A 17,976-nucleotide genomic window follows, 5' to 3' on the forward strand; every position below is an offset into this window, starting at 1 on the left:
ACCCGGGCCAATCAACGGCAGCACCCGATCAGCATTAAGAATATTGGAAGAAGCGAGGGATCGCTCGCATCAATCCTGATCTAGAAGAGACAGTGAATACTGACTCATCCATCCGCAACCGGCGTCATGGCCGTATCGAAATAATCGCCATCCAATCGAAACGAAATTCATATCTCAATGCTAAGTTTGACCACAAAGACTATGAACCAAACGGAAGTTTAAAGCGAAAGCTATACGCGCGAAGAATTGTTATCAATGACCTCTTCGGCAACACATTTAACTAAAGGAATCTCATAGGAAAGTGCGCGATCGTGCTTAAAAGGAATAAACGCACCGAAAGTTTGTTTTTTACTGTGAACAATCGCATTTCTTACTTTATAAATTCGGGAAGCTATTAATCCAGCTACATTATCGGATTCCCAATCTATAACTGGAGCATCAGATTCAAATTCAACCCCATTGCTCGAATACCACACAGACCAATCGAAACGATAGCGACGTAGGGATTTCATTAGCCGAGGCACATGGACACACGACTCAACCAAGTATTCAAGCTCACGTTTTTCATTTCCAAAACCAAGTTCGCTCTTATGGGATATTTCTTTTTCTAACTTACTAACAATCGAATACAGATGCTGATCGTTGTATGCAAATTCAACCGACTGGAGCTCGTTTCTCAACAATTCGGTCGTCATTTTTCGATAGGCGGAATTAAAGTAAAATTCAATCGAATGATAGAAGGACAAAAACTGCAAATATGGGCTTCTCGAAGACACGCCAAGACAAAAATGATTAACAGCGCTGTCGTCAAATTTTACATCCGGAACACAATCAATTTCTAACTTCGCAACAGATAGCCTCCCGTAACTTCCTTTTTCTAAAAACTCATCAAGCGATGAAATTAGCCTCAGTGGCCTATCTAAACAAGAGATGTACTTAAATTGGAAGGAAGTTGCTCGTTCACGAAGTTGTTTCGCTTTTCTAAACCCTTTGGTAGTTATTCGTAAGGAGAGAATACCTGTGATTTCAACAAAAGCAGATGTCCAATCATCAACATTATGAGATACGGTTCTTCCACCGGTGGTTGAATGCGATCTCAGGCGTCGCAAAAAAGGATTTCTGCCTCTGAAAGTATTGCCGTCAAAACAACCTTCATTTAATAACATTAATATAATACAAAAAATATATGTAACGCTCGCCGGACCCATTCTAAATTCAGCATCTGCATTTACCGATTTACATGAAATTTGATCTGTAAAATGAGTTGCATATAATCCGGATATATCGACCATGCACTCATAGTTCTTACCATTTGAAAACCATTCCATACCATGAAAATCACCAATGGCCTCAACCGCTTTATCATATTCGTGTTTCAAGTCGTCGTCATTTATAATAATTGTCTTCTCAAAATCCGAAATCTCGGGGTCAAACTCTTCTTCAATTCGATAACTGAGATTTAAATGACATGTCAAATCATCACTGGCGTTATTTGGAGAGCTCTTGATTCCCATGATGGAGCAAAATACTTCTTTGAAAGAAACGTAATCGACAATATCCATAAGATACCTCTTAACACTTATATGACACTTGTTCTCAATACTATATCTGTCAACAATTTTTAATGCCATGAATCCTTCTTTTTTGTTTGAGGGAGGAGGTGGTCAATTTGGAGATATTCATTTCCAAACTAATGTACCATCGCGTGGAGTCGACAGCATTTCCACCAAAGGCGTGATGGGTTTCGTTTGCCGCGAAAATAAGTAAACAGGCGCTCTTAGGAGCGTGGCCCCTACTTCCTCTCAAGGAGAAAACATAATAATTGGGACGATTCACAGTCGACAGGCAACTAAGCCGTATCACAATTTGGGGGCACGCATAGGAGTCACCGATATTCTCAAACTAAATATTGCATCGATACCTAAGCAGATGAAGTAAATGATCGACTATCGAAAGCAATATACTCCTAGAGTCGGAGCTATGCCCAAATACTTGGCTGGACAAGGCGAAATACCGGTATCAACGGAACTCAAGTTGAGTATTTGCTCGCTTGAGCACTGCTGAATATCGCGAAACAGCACCGCCGATATCGCGCCTGGGCACCGGGGCCGACACTGGCCCCGGTGCCTTTTTATCGCTACCGGTCTATCCGCGGCGCTGCCGCATGTTGGCCTCGCCCATGTCGAACCAGACCGCGCTGTGCACGATCCTGTCCACAATCGCGTCCGCGTGTACCCCGCCGCCGAGCCTCGGGTGCCAGTCCTTCTTCTTGAACTGGGTGCAGAAGACGGTCGAGGCCGTGCCGCACCTCAGCTCAATCAGCTCCAGCAGCATCGACCTGAACTCAGTGTCCGGCTTGTCCAGAAGCCACTCGTCGACCACGAGCAGGCCGAACGCGCCGTACTTGCGGACGAGCTTGCGCTCGACACCCGGTCGGATTAGCCTTCCCCACTGGCGCCTCAGTATCCGTTGAATCGATCCAAACCACCATACTGGTCATGGACGTGTCCGTATCGGGCATACGCGTCTCGACCGCAGCGTTTTGCCCCACAAGCGCTACCACCGGGGTTCCTTCGGCGCCAATAGTCTCGCCCACATAGCCGATCAGCTCCAAATGATCAGCATCGAGCAAAGCCCGGCCAGCACCCGAGACGACCGGCCATGACGGTAGCGATGTCCATAAACAGGCTTTCCGCGCGAGCGACATAAGAAGGCCCGCCCTGCAAAACGTATAGATAGGCCATAGCAACAAGCAAAATATAACGACGACGATGGTTTAACAAGACAACAGATATGACCGTTCCGATCCTCAATACGAACCAATAAGCCACATGGGAGAATGCGAAATTCACTGTTGACAAGTCTACATACCAGCTAATATAGCAAATAAGAACGCAAATTATAATAAAATCCACTAGCAGCCCGTCGATGGGAATCCAAAAGAGCGGCACATAACGCAGGAATCCAAAGACAGAGACAAGAAAAACTATTAGATACAGATGTAGCTTCTGGTCCAACGCATGCAAAGCCGGAAGTATAAAGGGCAGCAAAAATACAAGCCTTCGATTGAAGCTATCTGTTAAACAGCCTTGTTTATGGAGTATTCGACTTTCCCCGCAACAAACCAGATTGTTATGGCAGCAAAGCAGCCGACCGTAGTTCTTCCAATTGGATAGAAAAAGATATTGTAGAAAAAACTAATAATACCTCGACCTAGAACCGTTCGAGAATTTCCTCGGCATTATCTCGCAGATAAATATCTAGATCCGGCACGGCAAACTGCACGTAGCCCCTCTGTGGTGCCTGAATAACCTCTCTTTGTAGCAATTTGGCCCTAATAGAGCTGATCTCATTGGTCTTTTTACCCATGCGCCTAGCAATCTCGGCTGATTTGGACTGTTGTTTATCCTCGCACATGGCCAAAAGGTATTTGATATCGTTGAGCCCCAGTCCAGAAATCGCGGGCTCGTGAACAACATCGTGAAAACGAGCCTCTGCCAGCGCAATGCCTTCAGTGACGTCGCGCTCGCTCACAATGGCACTTTTGGCACGATGCAAGTTGGCGCGCTGCCAAATGGAATAACCGACCAGTTGCACCAGATAGGCATAGCCCTTAGTGGCCTTAGCGGCTCTCGACAGGAGATTGTCCTCTATGGTCAAGCCAGTCGCGACAAAGCTATCGCCCATAGAGAGCGCTACCTCCACCTGGTTGATAGGCGCCAGATCTTCGGGGAGGGCACGACGCAAGAACGTAAGCGCCTTGCCGTTAATAAGATCCATAACACCGGCGGGTAAACCGGCAAAGGCAAGTGCGATATCTACTCTTTCCCCTATCAAAAGCTGAACCGTAGACGCAATGGCACGCATATCGTCAATCGGAGCGTCCTGAACTTCATCGATGGCAATAAAAAGACCCTTGGCTGACCTCGCTGCCGAGCTTAGCAACTTTCTAAGACTCGACTCTTTGGGTGCAACATCGACTTTCGCGGAAACAAAGCCGGCGTTTACGCCGACCGAAGCATTAGTCGCAAGGGAAGAATCAGCAACCTGATCCCTCAGGTCCAGCAATAGGTTAGGGCCAGCAGAAACAATAGCGGTCTTCCATCCAAGCTCTCGCGCACGATCCCTAAGATCGCAGAGCAAAACAGTTTTTCCGGAGCCCCTCGGTCCAGCGATGCGCATGAGCCTCGCAGGTGCGCCAATTCCCGCATTCAAACTCTCGGTAAACTCAAGGGCAATATCATCACGACCAATTATGCGCGGAGGCTCAGCGCCGGCAGTAGGACGAAACGGGTTATGGAATACAGTGGCGCTCACTTGTTTGCCTCTCAAGACAATCGATTATTGGTCAATCTTAGCTTTAAAAGTTTATCGTAGACTATATCGAATTATATCCAGTTGTATAAGTCTGTATAAACGTATCGCGGAAGTATCGAGCTATCGTGATGCATTGCAGCAAATCGCCTAGACGCTGCTTTCTTCTCAGCTCATATCGAAAGTAAGTTGAGGACTTCCTAAAACCCATTTTCTAAAGCGAGAAATACTCGCTCTCAGCGGATAAGTTCGACCCCAACCATGGATCGCCCGTCAAGAAGAACTCAGGCCAGCGCTGCATGAACAGTGCTTGCTCGCGTTTCCAGCGGCGCATCTTTTCCTCGTTGGCCTCTTCCCTGCCGCGCGAGGTGAACTCGTAGTGATACAGCTCGGCATAGGGCGTAAAGATGGTGCGATAGCCCGCCTCCCACACGCGCAAACAAAAATCTGCATCGTTAAAGCCGACGGCGAATTCCTCGTTGTAGCCTCCGACTTGCTCAAACACGTCGCGACGGACCATCTGGCAGGCGCCCGTTACGGCGCTAAAGTTGCCCGGACGCACAGCACGGGCAAGGTAGCCCTCACGTTTTGCCAAGAAATCCTGGTTGGCATGGGCAAGCGCGCCGCGCACGCCAACCAAAATGCCGGCATGCTGCACCAGATGATCGGCAAAATAGAGCTTGGCGCCCACAACGCCCGCGTCGGGACGCTGAAGATAGCCCATCATCTCCTCGATAAAGTCGGATGAGATGACTTCAGTGTCATTATTGAGAAGCAGCAGGTAATCGCCCTTGGCATGCTCAACGCCAAAGTTAATGATCTGGGAGTAATTAAACTCGCCCGGCCACCACTCAACGCGTGCTGCACCCTTGCCACCAGACGCAGCGGCTACGCGCTCCGGCAGGGTTTCGTAATACGCAAAGGTCTCCTGGTCTTCGCTGTTGTTTTCCACCAAGACGATCTCGTAGTTGGCGTACGTGGCCTTCTGGGCGATCGACATCACGCAGGCATCGAGCGTCTCGACGTGGTCCTTGGTGGGAATCACAATGCTCACCAGCGGCGCAGACTCCGGCAGCGCATAGCGCATGCGGTAGACAAACGGCGTCTCGGACTCCTCGACCGTTCCGCGAATGCCCAGCGAGTCAAAGTGACGCTGCAGAGCCAGGCGTCCGGCCTCGATAGCATATGGCTTGCTATCGGCAGAACAGTCGGCGGTAGAGCCAGGGAGCACGCGCCAGTGATACAGCACGTGCGCAACGTGCTCAAAGCGCGCGCCCGCCGCGAGGCAGCGGAGCGTCAGGCCGTAATCCTGGGCACCCGCAACGTCTTCTGGCGACACGCCAATGCGATCGATGAGCGCCTTCTCCACCATTAGAAAATGAGTAACGCAGTTATGGCTATAGAGCAGGTCGACGTTGAGCTGCGTCTTAAAGACCGGCTGGCCCCACTCCCCCGTTTTCTGGAACATGTCCTCGTCGCAGAACAGGACCTGGGGGCGCTCGCCCTCGGCCGCCTTATTCAGCGCGGAAACATACTGGAATAACGCGTCCGGTTCCAGGATGTCATCGTGGTCCAAGAACGCGATGTAGTCTCCAGTCGCTTGCTGAATACCCGCGTTGGTGTTGACCACAATGCCGCCGTTACCAGGCAGCTCAACACGACGGACGCGCTCCTCGTTGACGCCCGCCGCAAGATTGGCAACCGCATCCCATTCGGGCGAGGCGTCCATAAGCAGCAATTCCCAGTTGTCATAGCTTTGGGCGAGCACCGAGTCCAGCAGCTCGCGCAGGTAGACCCGATCGGTCTTGTAGCACGGCACCACAATGCTCACGAGCGGTCTATAGGCAAAGGCCGCCGAAGCGACACGCTGGCACGCTAAATCGCCCGGCTTTGCGCGATGTCGCTCAAACCAACGTCGATAAGCTGCGTCGTCTGCACGCGCGTCCTTCATGCGGTTCCAACTGTCATCGACCATGCCGTTGTACAGGCGACCATCCATGGTGCAAAACCCGCTCTGGATCTGCTCTGTGGGGTCGCTCACAATCGCGACAAAATCTCGTATATCCTGAGGCATCTCAACACTCAGATACGTTTTATTGACGCGGCATCCGTTCTGCTGCGGCACATCGACCTGCGATTCAAACACATGCACGGTGACATCGATGGCATTCATATGCGCATCGAAGATCTGGAGCTCAGGCGCGCACTGGAGGTCTCCCGCCCAAGTAACCTCATAGCGCCACACCGCGCCGGCGTCTGCCGGCAAATAGCGAGTGGCATCGATCTCGTAGAAACCGCAGTGTTCGCCACGCTGAGCATCGCGGATAAGCGCGCACAGCGCAGGCTTTGCTTTGTAGTTAACCTTGGATTCCAGCTTGGCCACGCGGCTATCGAGGCGAATGGAGCCCAACCTTTGGCCACCGGATGCAAAAACGACATCCATCGACGAGCCATCCAAAAACGGAAGCACCAAGACGGCGAGCTCGCGCTCGTAATCGGAAACGGAAGGACAAAGCGCCAGCACACGGCCATGATCGACCGGGAGCACCAGCGACGGCACACAAGAACCGCTCGTCGTCGCATGGGCAAACGCCTGAGAGCCCTCCCGCTCAATAAGCGCGGCGACATCCTGACCGGCAAAACGAAGCAGCACAAACAGACGGCCCTGACTGCGGCAAAGCGCCAAACGCTTGATACTCATCTACACTTCTCGCTTTCCCAGGGCGTTCGCTGCCATGCGTTTGCAGGCACCCAGGCGCCCAAACCTCAAGACGTCGTAATCGAACATGAGCTTTTTGCACTCACGGGCATTGGGGGCCTTGCTGATAAGCGCCGCACGCACCATAGCAGCAACAGAAGGAGCGCATTGTGCGAGCGCAGCATCGCTGCCCACGGCAGAACCGGCAAGCGCCGTGGCAACGGCAGCAAACACCTTGCCGCAGTCCGAACCCAGCAACCTGAGCGCATCGTACAGCACCAGATCGCATAGGAAGTACGCCAGGTCATCGGCATGCTGGACATCGAGACCGTCGCGCTGCCAGTCAGCCAGCACCGCGGAGTAAATCTTCACGTGCTCCAGCAGGCGCGTCTCGTCGTCATAGCGCATGGTGTCCATGAGCGAGCCTTTGCGCGCCACGCGGTAGTCATACAGCTTGTTCGAGATAAGCGCGGTCTTGTGCGAACGACCGTACACAGCAAAATCGAAGACCTGGTCCTCGCCATACTTAACGGTTTCGTCAAACACGATCCCGTTGCCCAGCAAAAACTCACGTTTGCAGGCGGTGCGCCATGCAAAGGGGCGAGATGCTTCCTTAAACAGCAGGTCAGAGCTATAGCCTTCAAACGACACATCGCGCGGGCTCAGCACATAGTTAAGCCACGGATACCCCGCCTCCAGCGGATACGGATTCGCGCCAAAGGTCAAAACGTCGCAGTCCTCGCGCTCAAAGGCATCTACGATCACACGGCACGCATCGGGCGTAAATCGGTCGTCGGAATCCAAGAACGCGACGATAGGCGCCGTGGACGCAGCGATACCCGCATTGCGCGCGCTCGACAGGCCGCCGTTCTCCTTATCGACCAGCGTAAAGCGCGCGTCCTTTTCGCAATAGGTAGCCGCAATATCGCGCGAACCGTCCGGCGAGCCATCGTTGACCAGCACGCCTTCCCAATCGGGCATGTCCTGTGCAAGCAGGGAGTCCAGGCACCAGGCCAGGCACTCCTCCACGTTATAGATGGGAACGACAACGGAAATCTTGGGGGTAGCCATAGTCACTCGCTCCTACTGTGCTGCCGGAACGTCGTCAGGGTGCGGGTTGTCGCCGTAGGTGCGCTGATACGTCAGCACGCGCCAGACCAGCGGTAGGCCGCCAATCTTAAAGTAATGCTTAAACGTATTGAGCTTGCCCGGCTTCTTAAAGTCAAAACGCGAATCGATATAGGCGCGGGGCGACTTGACCATCAGGCGCAAGTCGGTCTCGCCGCGCGGGTCGAACAGCGACAGGTCAAAGCGACCGGCATCCCAATCGGCCTTGAGCTCGGGTGAAGCCTTCTCCCAAAACTGCTCGCGTAGCTCATCGACCAGACGCTCATCATTCCAACGGTACGTATCGACCTTCATGCGCATTAAAATGCCCTGAAGCTGAGCCTTAAGCTCGGGGCGCTCGTCCAAAAAACGTTGCATCTCGGCATATTCATCGCACACGCAAAACACCTTGTTGGGCGAATTAACAGAGCTCTTCTCGTTATCCTGGCGATAGCACAAAATGGGGTCCGTAATAAACGCGGCACGCTCGGCGCAAGCCCAAACCTTAAAGTTAAAGCCTGCGTCCTGATACGAGGCACCCGGCGTGGGGAGGAACCGAATCTGATTGTCGTTGAGGAACTCGCGCCGATAGATAGCCGACCAAATGGAAGGTTTGCGGTAGAAGATGCCCGGGCGATCGACGGGGCAATACGCGGCGCCCGTCATATGCTCGTCGATAATCCCAAACAGTTCACGGCGTTCGCTGGGCGTGGACCAATACAGGTAAAAGTCGCCCTTTACCACATCGGCATGCTCAGCATCGGCCTTGGCGACCAGCTTTTGGAGCGAATCCTCAAACATGAAGTCGTCGGACTCAAGGATGCCCACGTACTCGCCGCGCGCCATCTCCAGGCCGCGGTTCATCGAGTCGCCGTAGCCGCTGTTGGCCTTGTCGATCATCTTTACACGGGGATCGCGCTCCATGTACTCGCGGATGATATCTGGCGAGCTATCGGTGGAGCCGTCGTTGATACAGATGATCTCGATGTCCTTAAGCGTCTGCGCCACGGCGGAATCGAGACACTCGCGCAGGTAGCGTTCGACATTGCAGATGGGAACAAGCAGCGAAACTTTAGGGGTATCAGAGTTCTGCAAGAGAACCTCCTGTTGAATAGCGTGTAACAGGGTTATTTTAACAGCCGAGTTGCGGCGGGCGGCAGCGCTTGGAATTAGAGAAAGCGCTCCAGGCAGGCTTTGAGACCGCGAGTCGAAAGATAGAACAGCGTGGCGTCTGCCATCGAAACGCCCGAGGTCGCCGCAACGAGCTTGTGGGCAACACGGCGAACGGCGCCCTTAGCAGGCATATCCGCCCACTCTGTTCCCAAAAACGTCGTGAAAGCCCTGTTGACGCGGCCGGCAACACGGTGGAAGCCGTCCGCATCCAGACGCGCCAAGTCGAACACAATGAGGTCCAAAAACCAAGTTATCAGCTCGCCGGGGCACAGGTCCAAAAGACCGTAGGCTGCCCAGTCCTCCAAGACCTCCTCGAGCATCCTCATGTGGGCGTCAAGCTTTTTGGCACGAGCCTCGGCACTGTTGAACTCGTGCGTCGCCGATTCGCTCTCCATCACGTAGTGGTAGAACTTGTCCGGCATGACGACGGTCCTGCGGGCAAGCGCATAAGCCGCAAATTGGAAGACGACGTCCTCGCCCAAAGCCAAACCGGGGGCGAAGCGAATGCCTTCGCGATTGAGCAGCTCGCGCGAAAAAGCCGCACGGCAGGCATAGGGCTGCGCATTCGAATGGAACAGCAGTTGGGGATCACGGGCGCCGAAAGCACCAGCTTTGGTGCTCATGAGTTGCTGGACGCGTTTGGGGGCAGCATCGGCAGGTTCACAGACGCCGCCAAAAACGGCGGCCTCGGCATCTGCGGACTCCATGGCATGCAGCACGCGCTCGACCGTCTGGGCATCGATGTAATCGTCGGCGTCCACAAAAAAGACGGTCTCGCCCTCGGCGACATCGATACCGGCATTTCGAGCACACGAGACGCCCGCGTTTTCCTGGTCAATCACCAGTACGCGATCGTCGGCCTGCGCGATCTGGCGCAACACGTTCAACGAATCATCAGTCGAACCGTCGTTGACGCAGACAACCTGAATCGAACGCTCAGACTGGGCCAACAGCGAATCGAGGCATCGCTGAATGGAGCGCGCAGAGTTGTAAACGGGGACGACAATGGTAGCTTTAGGACACGAGGCCTCTCCCATGCCGACCTACCCCCTCAGCGATTCGATGAGGAAGGCAGCAACCACGCCTGGGCCTCCAACCGAGGCGTAATACTTAGCACGCCCCAAGGCACCATCCGTCGCAAAACTCGGATGCTCGTCAACCCAGCCCTCAGGATCTTTGAGGATGGCAGCGAGATTTGCGCGCTTCCACGGCTTGAGGTCGTCAAGCGAAAACTCCCCCGCGTCCAAGGCCGCTTGGAACTCCTTGGCCATCTGAACCAGGAACTCCTTATAGAACTTAGGCGCCAGGCGCACGTAGTTCCACATGTACGAATCGTACTTAATGAGCTGATTGAACTTGAGCATGCGCGCGACATCGCCGCTTGCGTGGCCGCGGGCATAATCCTCTCGAATCCAACGCTCAATCTCGGCATACTCGGTATTGACGCAAAAGACCTTAGCCGAAGAATTGACCGAGGAATTCTCGTTGTCCTGGCGATACGACAACACGGCATCATGTAGGTAAACAGCCTTATCGGCGCACGCGATCACCTTAAAGGCGAACGACGTGTCCTGAAAGGATGCCCCCGGAGTCGGCAGGAACGTAATGCCGTTGCGCTCAAGAAAATCGCGACGGTACACGGCCGACCAAATCGACGGCTTTTGCTTAAAGAACTGCGTCGTATCGCTCGGATGCACCGGCTTGCCGCAATCCTGAGGTCTAAACATCTCGTGCAGCGAACGGCGCTCCTCGGGCTTAGACCAGTAGAAATCAAAGTTCGCCTTCGCAAAGTCGGCATTATTGCTATCGGCGGCCGAGACAAGTTTTTCGAGTGCGTCGGACGCCATAAAGTCATCGGACTCCAAGATGCCAACGTACTTGCCACGCGCCATCTCCAGACCGTGGTTCATCGAGTCGCCGTAGCCGCTGTTGGCCTTGTCGATCATCTTGACGCGCCCATCGCGCTCCATATACTCGCGGATAATCGCCGGCGAGTTGTCGGTCGACCCGTCGTTAATGCAGATGATCTCGATGTCCTTGAGCGTCTGCGCCAGGGCGGAATCGAGGCACTCGCGCAGGTAGCGCTGAACATTGTAAATGGGAATAAGCAGCGACAGAACAGGGCTGCCAGAGGCGTTAGTAGACAAATGTGCTCCTTAGGAAATACCTGTCGTTTCATGGTATCAAAGGGCCAGCGCGCCAGCGGGCGTTTATATAATCTATGGAGCCTCTTGCGGGCAAAGCAGCCCCACGTCATGCGGTGGGCCCGTGGCAGGTTCCTGCGTTTTATTCAAAGCTTGCCGTCAAGGTGCGCCGAGCCTTTACAATAGGACAGTCCCAAGGACGTATTCGATAGCTTCCGTGCAGCGCATGCGCGCCGCACGTGAAAGGATATATTGCCCCATGCCTTCAACCCTCCCCGCCCCCATCGATAAGCTCGCCATCGTCGTCGTTACGTACAAACGCCAGGAACTCCTGGCCAATTTGTTCGACTCCATGACCGAGCTCACGGCCGCGCCCTGGCGCATCGTGATTGTCGATAACGAGAATTCACGCGAGACCGAGGCCATGTGCACCGCATTCAACGAGCGCCTGACCAACCTGTGGGGCATCGACACCGAGCAGCCTGACGCGCAGGGCGGCACCGACCGCGTCATCTACGCCCCGCAGCTTGAAAACGGTGGCGGCGCGGGCGGCTTCTCCGCCGGCACCAAGTGCGCCTACGACCTGGGCGCCCAGTGGTTCTGGGTGATGGACGACGACGTGCTCGTCATCCCCGAAGGCATCGAGCGTCTTGCCAAGTGGACCGACCGCTACGATGTCATCCAGGGTTCGCGCCTGGACTTTGACGGCGGTGCCTTCTTTTGGCAATACCAACTCATCCTTTCACTCGGCATTCCCAACCCTGTCGCCAAGTGGGACCTAGGACCCGAGGGCTACCGCGCCATGAACCAGCTGTGCTTTGAGGGCGGCATGTTCTCGCGCCGCGTGGTCGACAAGATTGGCCTGCCTGACGCGCGCTTCTTTATCTACGGTGACGACGCCTGCTACGGCTACGTAGCCAGCCAACACTTCCCCGCCGCCGTGGTCGCCGACGTGGTGCTCAAGCGCGCCCGCGCCGTCTCTAACTGGGATATCGCCGGCAAGCGCCAGCTCAACTCCACGAGCGACACCAACCGTTACTACATCATGCGCAACCGCGGTTATCTGGCCCGCTACATGCAGATTTACGGCGACTATCACCCCGTGCTGTTCCGCCTAGGCAACGCCGCGACCTTCTGCAAGGAGTTCATTCGCCTGGCCGCCGTTGACAAGTGCTTTAAGACCGGAATTCCGGCGCTACGCCGCGGCATGAAGGACGCCCGCAAGATCATCAAGGACCCCAACTGGAAGCCCATGCCGCCCATGAAGGACACCGAGTAACGGAAGCCGGAAACACCTCGGCGCTTAAAGCCGCTGGCACACCGTAGCCACATGCTGCCCATCAAAACCGAACCCCCAGCGCATGCGGCCAATGCCGGGTCGCGGCACACGGATTTCGTCGATGCCGTCGCGCTCTATGTCGAGCAGCGCCTGCACGGCCAGCAATTCCAGGCCCAGCGCATCCACACCGGGGTCATACATCATGTTGATCGTTATCAGCGGACGTTCATCGAGCATACCGATCGTATCGGCTATGTCGAACACGGCGCCCGTAGGAAAAACCTGGATGTCCCAGCGATCCGCGCCACACTTTCGCCTCGAAGCAGGATTGGCATAGCCCGGCAATCCAAAGCAGAGTCCTTGCAAGAGTAGGTGATATGGCAGCGGTGTATCTGGGTCGGTCCCACCGATTCCCGCATCCCCCAAGATGCGGCTTAGCGCCCGCCTCACGGTATCCTCGTTCCCATGGCACAGCCCGTCGCGAAACGCATCGACGTCTCGAATGTCTTCTGCAGCGCACTCAAACCACTCAATAATCACTAGACGCAAGGCCTGGCGAAGCTCGTTATTGGGCAATCGCAAAGCACGGAGGCAATCGCCATGCTCTGGCTCCTCAGTCATATCCGTCGTGAGAAAACCGGACAGATACAGCGCTGTCCACATGCCATCGTCAGGCGAGACATCTGGCTCTGCTGTGCCCAAACAAAGCGGAGCCTCAGCGCACCCATGGGCCTCGAGCAAATCAAACAAGACCGAAAGGCGGTCGAGATTCCACCCGGCAACTACCCTACTCAGGCAATCGGCATATCCATACAGATCAGCACGCACAGGCGCCGTGCAGCCTCGGCCCAGAAAACCGATCACACGCTCTGGACTCGAGCAATAGGCCCTGCCAAACCGATATCCCTCGAGCCATTCACGCGCATCATCCAGGTATTCCTCGCGCCCAGCATGATTCAAAAGAGCCTCGACCTCGGCATCCGAAAAACCGAAACATCGGTCACACCACGCTGACAGCGGCGTCGTCAGACAATACGAGCAGCCGCGCGAAGAAAGCGCCGCTTCGGCAGGGCCGGGACACTCCCCCATCAGACACGTCAGCCGCAACGAATCGCGCGCAGCGGCAATGGCGTCGAACAGCACGCGATCGAATAGCCCTGCCGGATCAGCACCGGAAGCGCCCCTCGCGCTTGCACGGCCCAACCATGCCGCATCGTACCCATCAACGAGCAATACAACCTGCTCATCGCAGGCCATCTCCAGCAGCTCAATGAGCACGCCAAGCACCGAGGCGACCTCGTCCTCGCTCGCCGCGCCACGCGCAACACGTTCGATGTGACGCACCTTGTCTCGAGCTAAATCCGGAGCCTCCAAAAGCGCCAGCAGGCGGACGCACTCGCCCGAAAGAGCATCGCGCACGACGTCGGCAATAGCGGCGCCACGCCTCGCAGCGCCAGAAAAATCCAGCGATATCAGCGGATAGCAAGCGTACTCGTCCCGATAACGCCCACCGTCTGCATCCCAAATCTGAGCATTGGCAAACAAACGCTGATCAGCGCGACCAACCGCTGGACGCTCCAGAAAAGCCCTGAGCATCGACAAGTTCATGCTTTTGCCAAAACCCTCGGGTCGACAGCACACCACAACGGACGCGTCGCAGTCCAACGCATCGGCAATAAACATGGTCTTGTCGACCAGCGTGCAGCAACCAAGAGCCTCCGCATAGTCGTGCATGCCAATGGGCAAAGCCGCATCGTCGGCACAGCCGATCAAACGCACGCCAAAGCCAGCAGCACAATCAACATTTGCCTGTTCAGACACCAAAACGTTCCCCCTAAATCGCAGCACGATGCCAATTGTAATGACCGCATCGCATGTACCGATGTCGCCGCGCAAACATATCGGGCAACGGTAGTAACAAGAGGTGTGAGGGGGCACAATTAATCGTTGCACAACAAAACGGGGCCCGATACATTCGCACCGGACCCCGTCCCGACTATTTAGTTATCTGGCAACTAAGAGCCTACTCCCCCGAGTCGTCCTCCCCAGAAGCCTTCTTCTGCTGATCGAGCTTATACTTACCACTTACGATAGACGTAGCGCCCAGCGTGGCCAAGCTCGCGCTGGCAAGGCTCGCCATAACGATAAGGTCGCCCGTCTTGGGCATGTTACCGCCCGAAGTCTTAGTCGTTGTAGTGGTGGTTGTAGTGGTCACCGTCTTGGAGTCATTTTGCTCTTGGTTCTGGTTGTCGGTGTTGCCCTTACTGCTGTCCTCGCCCTGCTGCTTTCCGTCCTCGGTCTTGTCCTTGTTCTTGTCCTTCTCCTCAGATTCAGACTTCTTGTCCTCGTCCTTCTTCTGAGCGGACTTGTCGTCCTTCTCATCAGAGCTAGAACCCTTATCGGATTCAACCTTCTCGGAAGCCTTATCCTTGGAGTCGCCCTTTACGGCTTCGGTCTTTTCCGTGGAAGCCTGATCAGAGTTGTCCTTGTTCTGAGTCGAACCATTATTGACGCCAGCCATCAGCGAAGAGCCCAGCGTAGAACCAAGCTGCTCGGAGAAAGAAGGCTTCTTGTCCGGCGAAGCAACGGGAGCGTCCGGCGCCTTATTCGAGTCGTCCTTGGAAGCATCGGAATCAGGGGTTGCGTCAGAGCCGGAGCCGTTGTTAGAGCCGGTATCAACGGACGAATCGCTCGAGCCGGTAGATGAGTTAGAGGTGTCAGCGCCGGTCGAACCAGAAGCGTCGCTGTCCGTATTGCCGGCAGAGCTTGAAGACGAATCGCCCGCAGCAGAGCCGTTCGAATTGGAGCCGTTCGAGGTAGAGCCGTCGTTGGTAGTGCCACCAGCCGAGCCATTACCGTCAGCATCGGTCGAGGGCGTATCCATCCTGTCATCGTTGGGATCGTCACTCGAGTCGTCATTCGAATCAGGTGTCGGCGAGGGCGCCGGTGTGGGCTCGGGCTGCACGGGCGTCGCAGCGGCTGCCTCGTCCTCGGCGATATAAGCCAAGCAGTCCTTCAGCTCATTCTTATAACGATTCTTCCAGCCCTCATGATACTGGGGCTGGCTCGAATACTTGGTCGCCACGTTATTGACCACGCTGTTGGAGAGCGCCGTCACAAACTCGCGGTCGGACATATCATTGGAAAGATTCGCCCAGCGGAAAAAGTCCCTGCAGCCACCGGTGCCGCACATGTTGGTAATGCTCCACACCATGCCCTTGACGCAATCGGCGCGGCCCGAAATATCAATACCCAGGCCGCTCTTGAGCCACGCCTCGGTCACCGCATAGTACGAGTTGTACGCATACGCATCTTGAAGTGCTGAGAACTCAACAGGATCGGTGTTGTACGCACCTTGGAAGGCATCCTGCGCGATATGGCCCAGCTCGGTGAGCTGGCCGTTCTCGTACATGACATTACTCGTGTTGGAAATCTCGCTGCCGCGATCAATCGCATCCTTGAGCATGCTGTATTTTTCGGGGTTGTAGTTGTAGGCCTGCTTCATAAACGGAATGAGCGACCAACGACGGTCGAACTGGTAATAACCCAGCGCGTTATAGCCGTCACCGTACGAAAAGCCCTGGTTGTAGTTGCCATGGCTCTCGTACTTGGTAAAGTACTTCATCTCGGGAGTCACGTTGACAAACGAAACGCCCTGGACCGACCTCAGTACGCCCGAGAAGGACTGCTGGGTGTAGAGACCCTTATCGATATCGGTGGCATCCGAGGCAACGCCCGGCATGGGCTCCTCGGCAGCAGCGGGTGCCGGCGCGGAAATGGCGCCAAACGAAAGCGCCAGCGTCAGGCCCGCGACAATCGCGGAATGCTTGGGCTGCATAAGATCCTCCCTGCATTGGTATAGTTAAAGTGCAGTTTGCAAAGATAGAAATAAGTATTGCAGCTCGCCCGTTGTTGCACAACAACCCCTCGGTAAACGGCAACAACCCTCCGCGAAATCTTAAGGAATTAAACAAACTGGTCGTCGGGCGCCATCAGAAGCTCGCCGTATCGCTCCATCAGCCCGTCCCTCAACTGACAGAAAGCGGGGATATAGACGTTCAAGATGCGCTGAATCAAGTCTTGAGCGAGCTTGTTGTCGTAGATATGGACGTTCGTATTGCGGTCTCTGAGCATATCTAGCCAGGCCGCCTCATCAATAAAGTCGTAGAATCGGTACGACTCCTTCAAGATGGCACGAGGAGACCCCGACGCGGCAAGCGTGGCGCCTTCATACTCGAGCAGACGCTTAAGGAGCTTCCAGCTCAGTTCAAATTGAAGATTGAACTTATTAATCAATCCACTCTGAACAAAATCATTGTTGAGATCCTGATTGGGCGCATCCTCAAGATTCGCCAAGGCGCTGGCAAAGTTCTCATATTTTTTCATACAGAATCACACCATCCCTGGCAATTTCATCGAGCAATTGCTGCGATAAGGGCTCATCGAGATTGACGACATCTACATCTAAAAGAGTATCAAGACGCTCCTCGATCAAATATGACAACCGGCCGAAATCCCGGCAACCTGCTACTGCGATGTCAATATCGCTCTTAGGCAAGTTGTCACCTCGAGCGCGGGAGCCAAACAGCACAACCTTCTCGGCGTCACACTCCCGAGCAAAAACTTCAATTTGCTTATACACCTTGTTGAGAGATGCCATTTGCAGCCCTACAGCTTAATGTCAAAGTTGATTTCGGGGACGGCGGCCAGGTCGGCCAACGTCACGCCGTCGACGTACTTTTCGATCACGTCGTCCAGGCCGCGCCAGAACTTGACGGTCGAGCAAAGATCGCTGCGAGTGCAGCTGTTGTCGATGCCATCGCACGCCACTGGAGCCGTGCTGCCCTCGACGGCGCGCAGGATGTCGCCGGCACGCACCTCGGCCGGGTCCTTGGCCATCATGTAGCCGCCGCCCTTGCCGCGCACGCTCTTAAGCAGGCCCGCCTTCATAAGCGGACGAACCAGCTGCTCCAGATACTTTTGTGAGATATGCTCGCGGTCGGCAACCTCGCGCAGGGCAATCTTGCCCTCGGCGTCGCCCAGCGCCGCGATATAGATCATCAGCCGGAGGGCATAGCGGCCCTTGGAAGAAATGAGCATACCTACCCTCCCATCGCATCTGGGACAACATAACCAGGTTTGTTTGTCCCAAATCTTAAGTAAATGGGACAAACACAACAGGTTATTTTGTCCCAGAATTTGAAAAGTCGAGTGGATTAGTCGGGTTTTCCCTTGACTAACGCCGAACCCATAGTAACCTC

General features: G+C 54.8%; 14 protein-coding genes. 1 reads left to right on the forward strand and 13 read right to left on the reverse strand.

Annotated features, from left to right (window positions below; translation table 11 throughout):
* Nucleotides 1–230: 230 nt before the first annotated feature.
* The 8 genes from PGW49_RS02800 to PGW49_RS02835 all read right to left on the reverse strand — a co-directional run bounded on the left by PGW49_RS02800 (nucleotide 231) and on the right by PGW49_RS02835 (nucleotide 11,439).
* A complete protein-coding gene (locus tag PGW49_RS02800; RefSeq protein ID WP_138375161.1) occupies nucleotides 231–1,562 on the reverse strand; it encodes a hypothetical protein in 1,332 nt (443 codons plus the stop codon).
* A 583-nt stretch (nucleotides 1,563–2,145) separates the two neighbouring features.
* Nucleotides 2,146–2,475 carry an ATP-binding protein gene (locus PGW49_RS02805; protein ID WP_308196336.1) on the reverse strand — a complete coding sequence of 110 codons (330 nt, stop codon included), beginning with the start codon at nucleotides 2,473–2,475 and terminating at the stop codon, nucleotides 2,146–2,148.
* Between the two features lie 738 nt (nucleotides 2,476–3,213).
* Nucleotides 3,214–4,317, reverse strand: a complete 1,104-nt coding sequence (locus PGW49_RS02810) for an ATP-binding protein (protein WP_238023024.1) — start codon at nucleotides 4,315–4,317, stop codon at nucleotides 3,214–3,216.
* A gap of 211 nt (nucleotides 4,318–4,528) precedes the next feature.
* Nucleotides 4,529–7,015 (reverse strand): glycosyltransferase family 2 protein, encoded by a 2,487-nt coding sequence (locus PGW49_RS02815; protein ID WP_270225437.1) that lies wholly within the window; start codon nucleotides 7,013–7,015, stop codon nucleotides 4,529–4,531.
* Nucleotides 7,016–8,083, reverse strand: coding sequence for a glycosyltransferase family 2 protein (locus tag PGW49_RS02820; RefSeq protein ID WP_138375164.1), 1,068 nt, complete (start codon nucleotides 8,081–8,083; stop codon nucleotides 7,016–7,018).
* A gap of 12 nt (nucleotides 8,084–8,095) precedes the next feature.
* On the reverse strand, nucleotides 8,096–9,214 hold the full coding sequence (locus PGW49_RS02825; RefSeq protein ID WP_171021557.1) for a glycosyltransferase family 2 protein: 1,119 nt from the start codon (nucleotides 9,212–9,214) through the stop codon (nucleotides 8,096–8,098).
* Nucleotides 9,215–9,288: 74 nt separating this feature from the next.
* Nucleotides 9,289–10,329, reverse strand: a complete 1,041-nt coding sequence (locus tag PGW49_RS02830) for a glycosyltransferase family 2 protein (protein ID WP_138375166.1) — start codon at nucleotides 10,327–10,329, stop codon at nucleotides 9,289–9,291.
* Between the two features lie 6 nt (nucleotides 10,330–10,335).
* Nucleotides 10,336–11,439 (reverse strand): glycosyltransferase family 2 protein, encoded by a 1,104-nt coding sequence (locus PGW49_RS02835; protein WP_138375167.1) that lies wholly within the window; start codon nucleotides 11,437–11,439, stop codon nucleotides 10,336–10,338.
* A gap of 256 nt (nucleotides 11,440–11,695) precedes the next feature.
* Here PGW49_RS02835 and PGW49_RS02840 point away from each other — a divergent pair, with 256 nt between their 5' ends.
* Complete coding sequence (locus PGW49_RS02840) at nucleotides 11,696–12,715, forward strand: glycosyltransferase (RefSeq protein ID WP_138375168.1); 1,020 nt, start codon at nucleotides 11,696–11,698, stop codon at nucleotides 12,713–12,715.
* 24 nt (nucleotides 12,716–12,739) lie between these two features.
* Here the strand turns inward: PGW49_RS02840 and PGW49_RS02845 are convergent, their stop codons facing one another.
* The 5 genes from PGW49_RS02845 to PGW49_RS02865 all read right to left on the reverse strand — a co-directional run bounded on the left by PGW49_RS02845 (nucleotide 12,740) and on the right by PGW49_RS02865 (nucleotide 17,815).
* The gene (locus PGW49_RS02845; RefSeq protein ID WP_270225438.1) at nucleotides 12,740–14,536 is read right to left on the reverse strand and encodes an AAA family ATPase; all 1,797 of its coding nucleotides are present in this window, start codon (nucleotides 14,534–14,536) and stop codon (nucleotides 12,740–12,742) included.
* A gap of 202 nt (nucleotides 14,537–14,738) precedes the next feature.
* Nucleotides 14,739–16,553: a VgrG-related protein gene (locus PGW49_RS02850; protein WP_270225439.1), complete on the reverse strand. Its 1,815-nt coding sequence runs from the start codon at nucleotides 16,551–16,553 to the stop codon at nucleotides 14,739–14,741.
* 128 nt (nucleotides 16,554–16,681) lie between these two features.
* The gene (locus PGW49_RS02855) at nucleotides 16,682–17,101 is read right to left on the reverse strand and encodes an HI0074 family nucleotidyltransferase substrate-binding subunit (protein ID WP_138375172.1); all 420 of its coding nucleotides are present in this window, start codon (nucleotides 17,099–17,101) and stop codon (nucleotides 16,682–16,684) included.
* Entirely contained in the window at nucleotides 17,088–17,375 is a 288-nt protein-coding gene (locus PGW49_RS02860; RefSeq protein ID WP_270225440.1) for a nucleotidyltransferase family protein, read from the reverse strand. The genes PGW49_RS02855 and PGW49_RS02860 overlap by 14 nt, the downstream gene beginning before the upstream one ends.
* 8 nt (nucleotides 17,376–17,383) lie before the next feature.
* Nucleotides 17,384–17,815 (reverse strand): RrF2 family transcriptional regulator, encoded by a 432-nt coding sequence (locus PGW49_RS02865; RefSeq protein ID WP_055310594.1) that lies wholly within the window; start codon nucleotides 17,813–17,815, stop codon nucleotides 17,384–17,386.
* Nucleotides 17,816–17,976 lie beyond the last annotated feature (161 nt).

Source organism: Collinsella aerofaciens (genome assembly GCF_027679495.1).
Classification (GTDB): domain Bacteria; phylum Actinomycetota; class Coriobacteriia; order Coriobacteriales; family Coriobacteriaceae; genus Collinsella; species Collinsella aerofaciens_AK.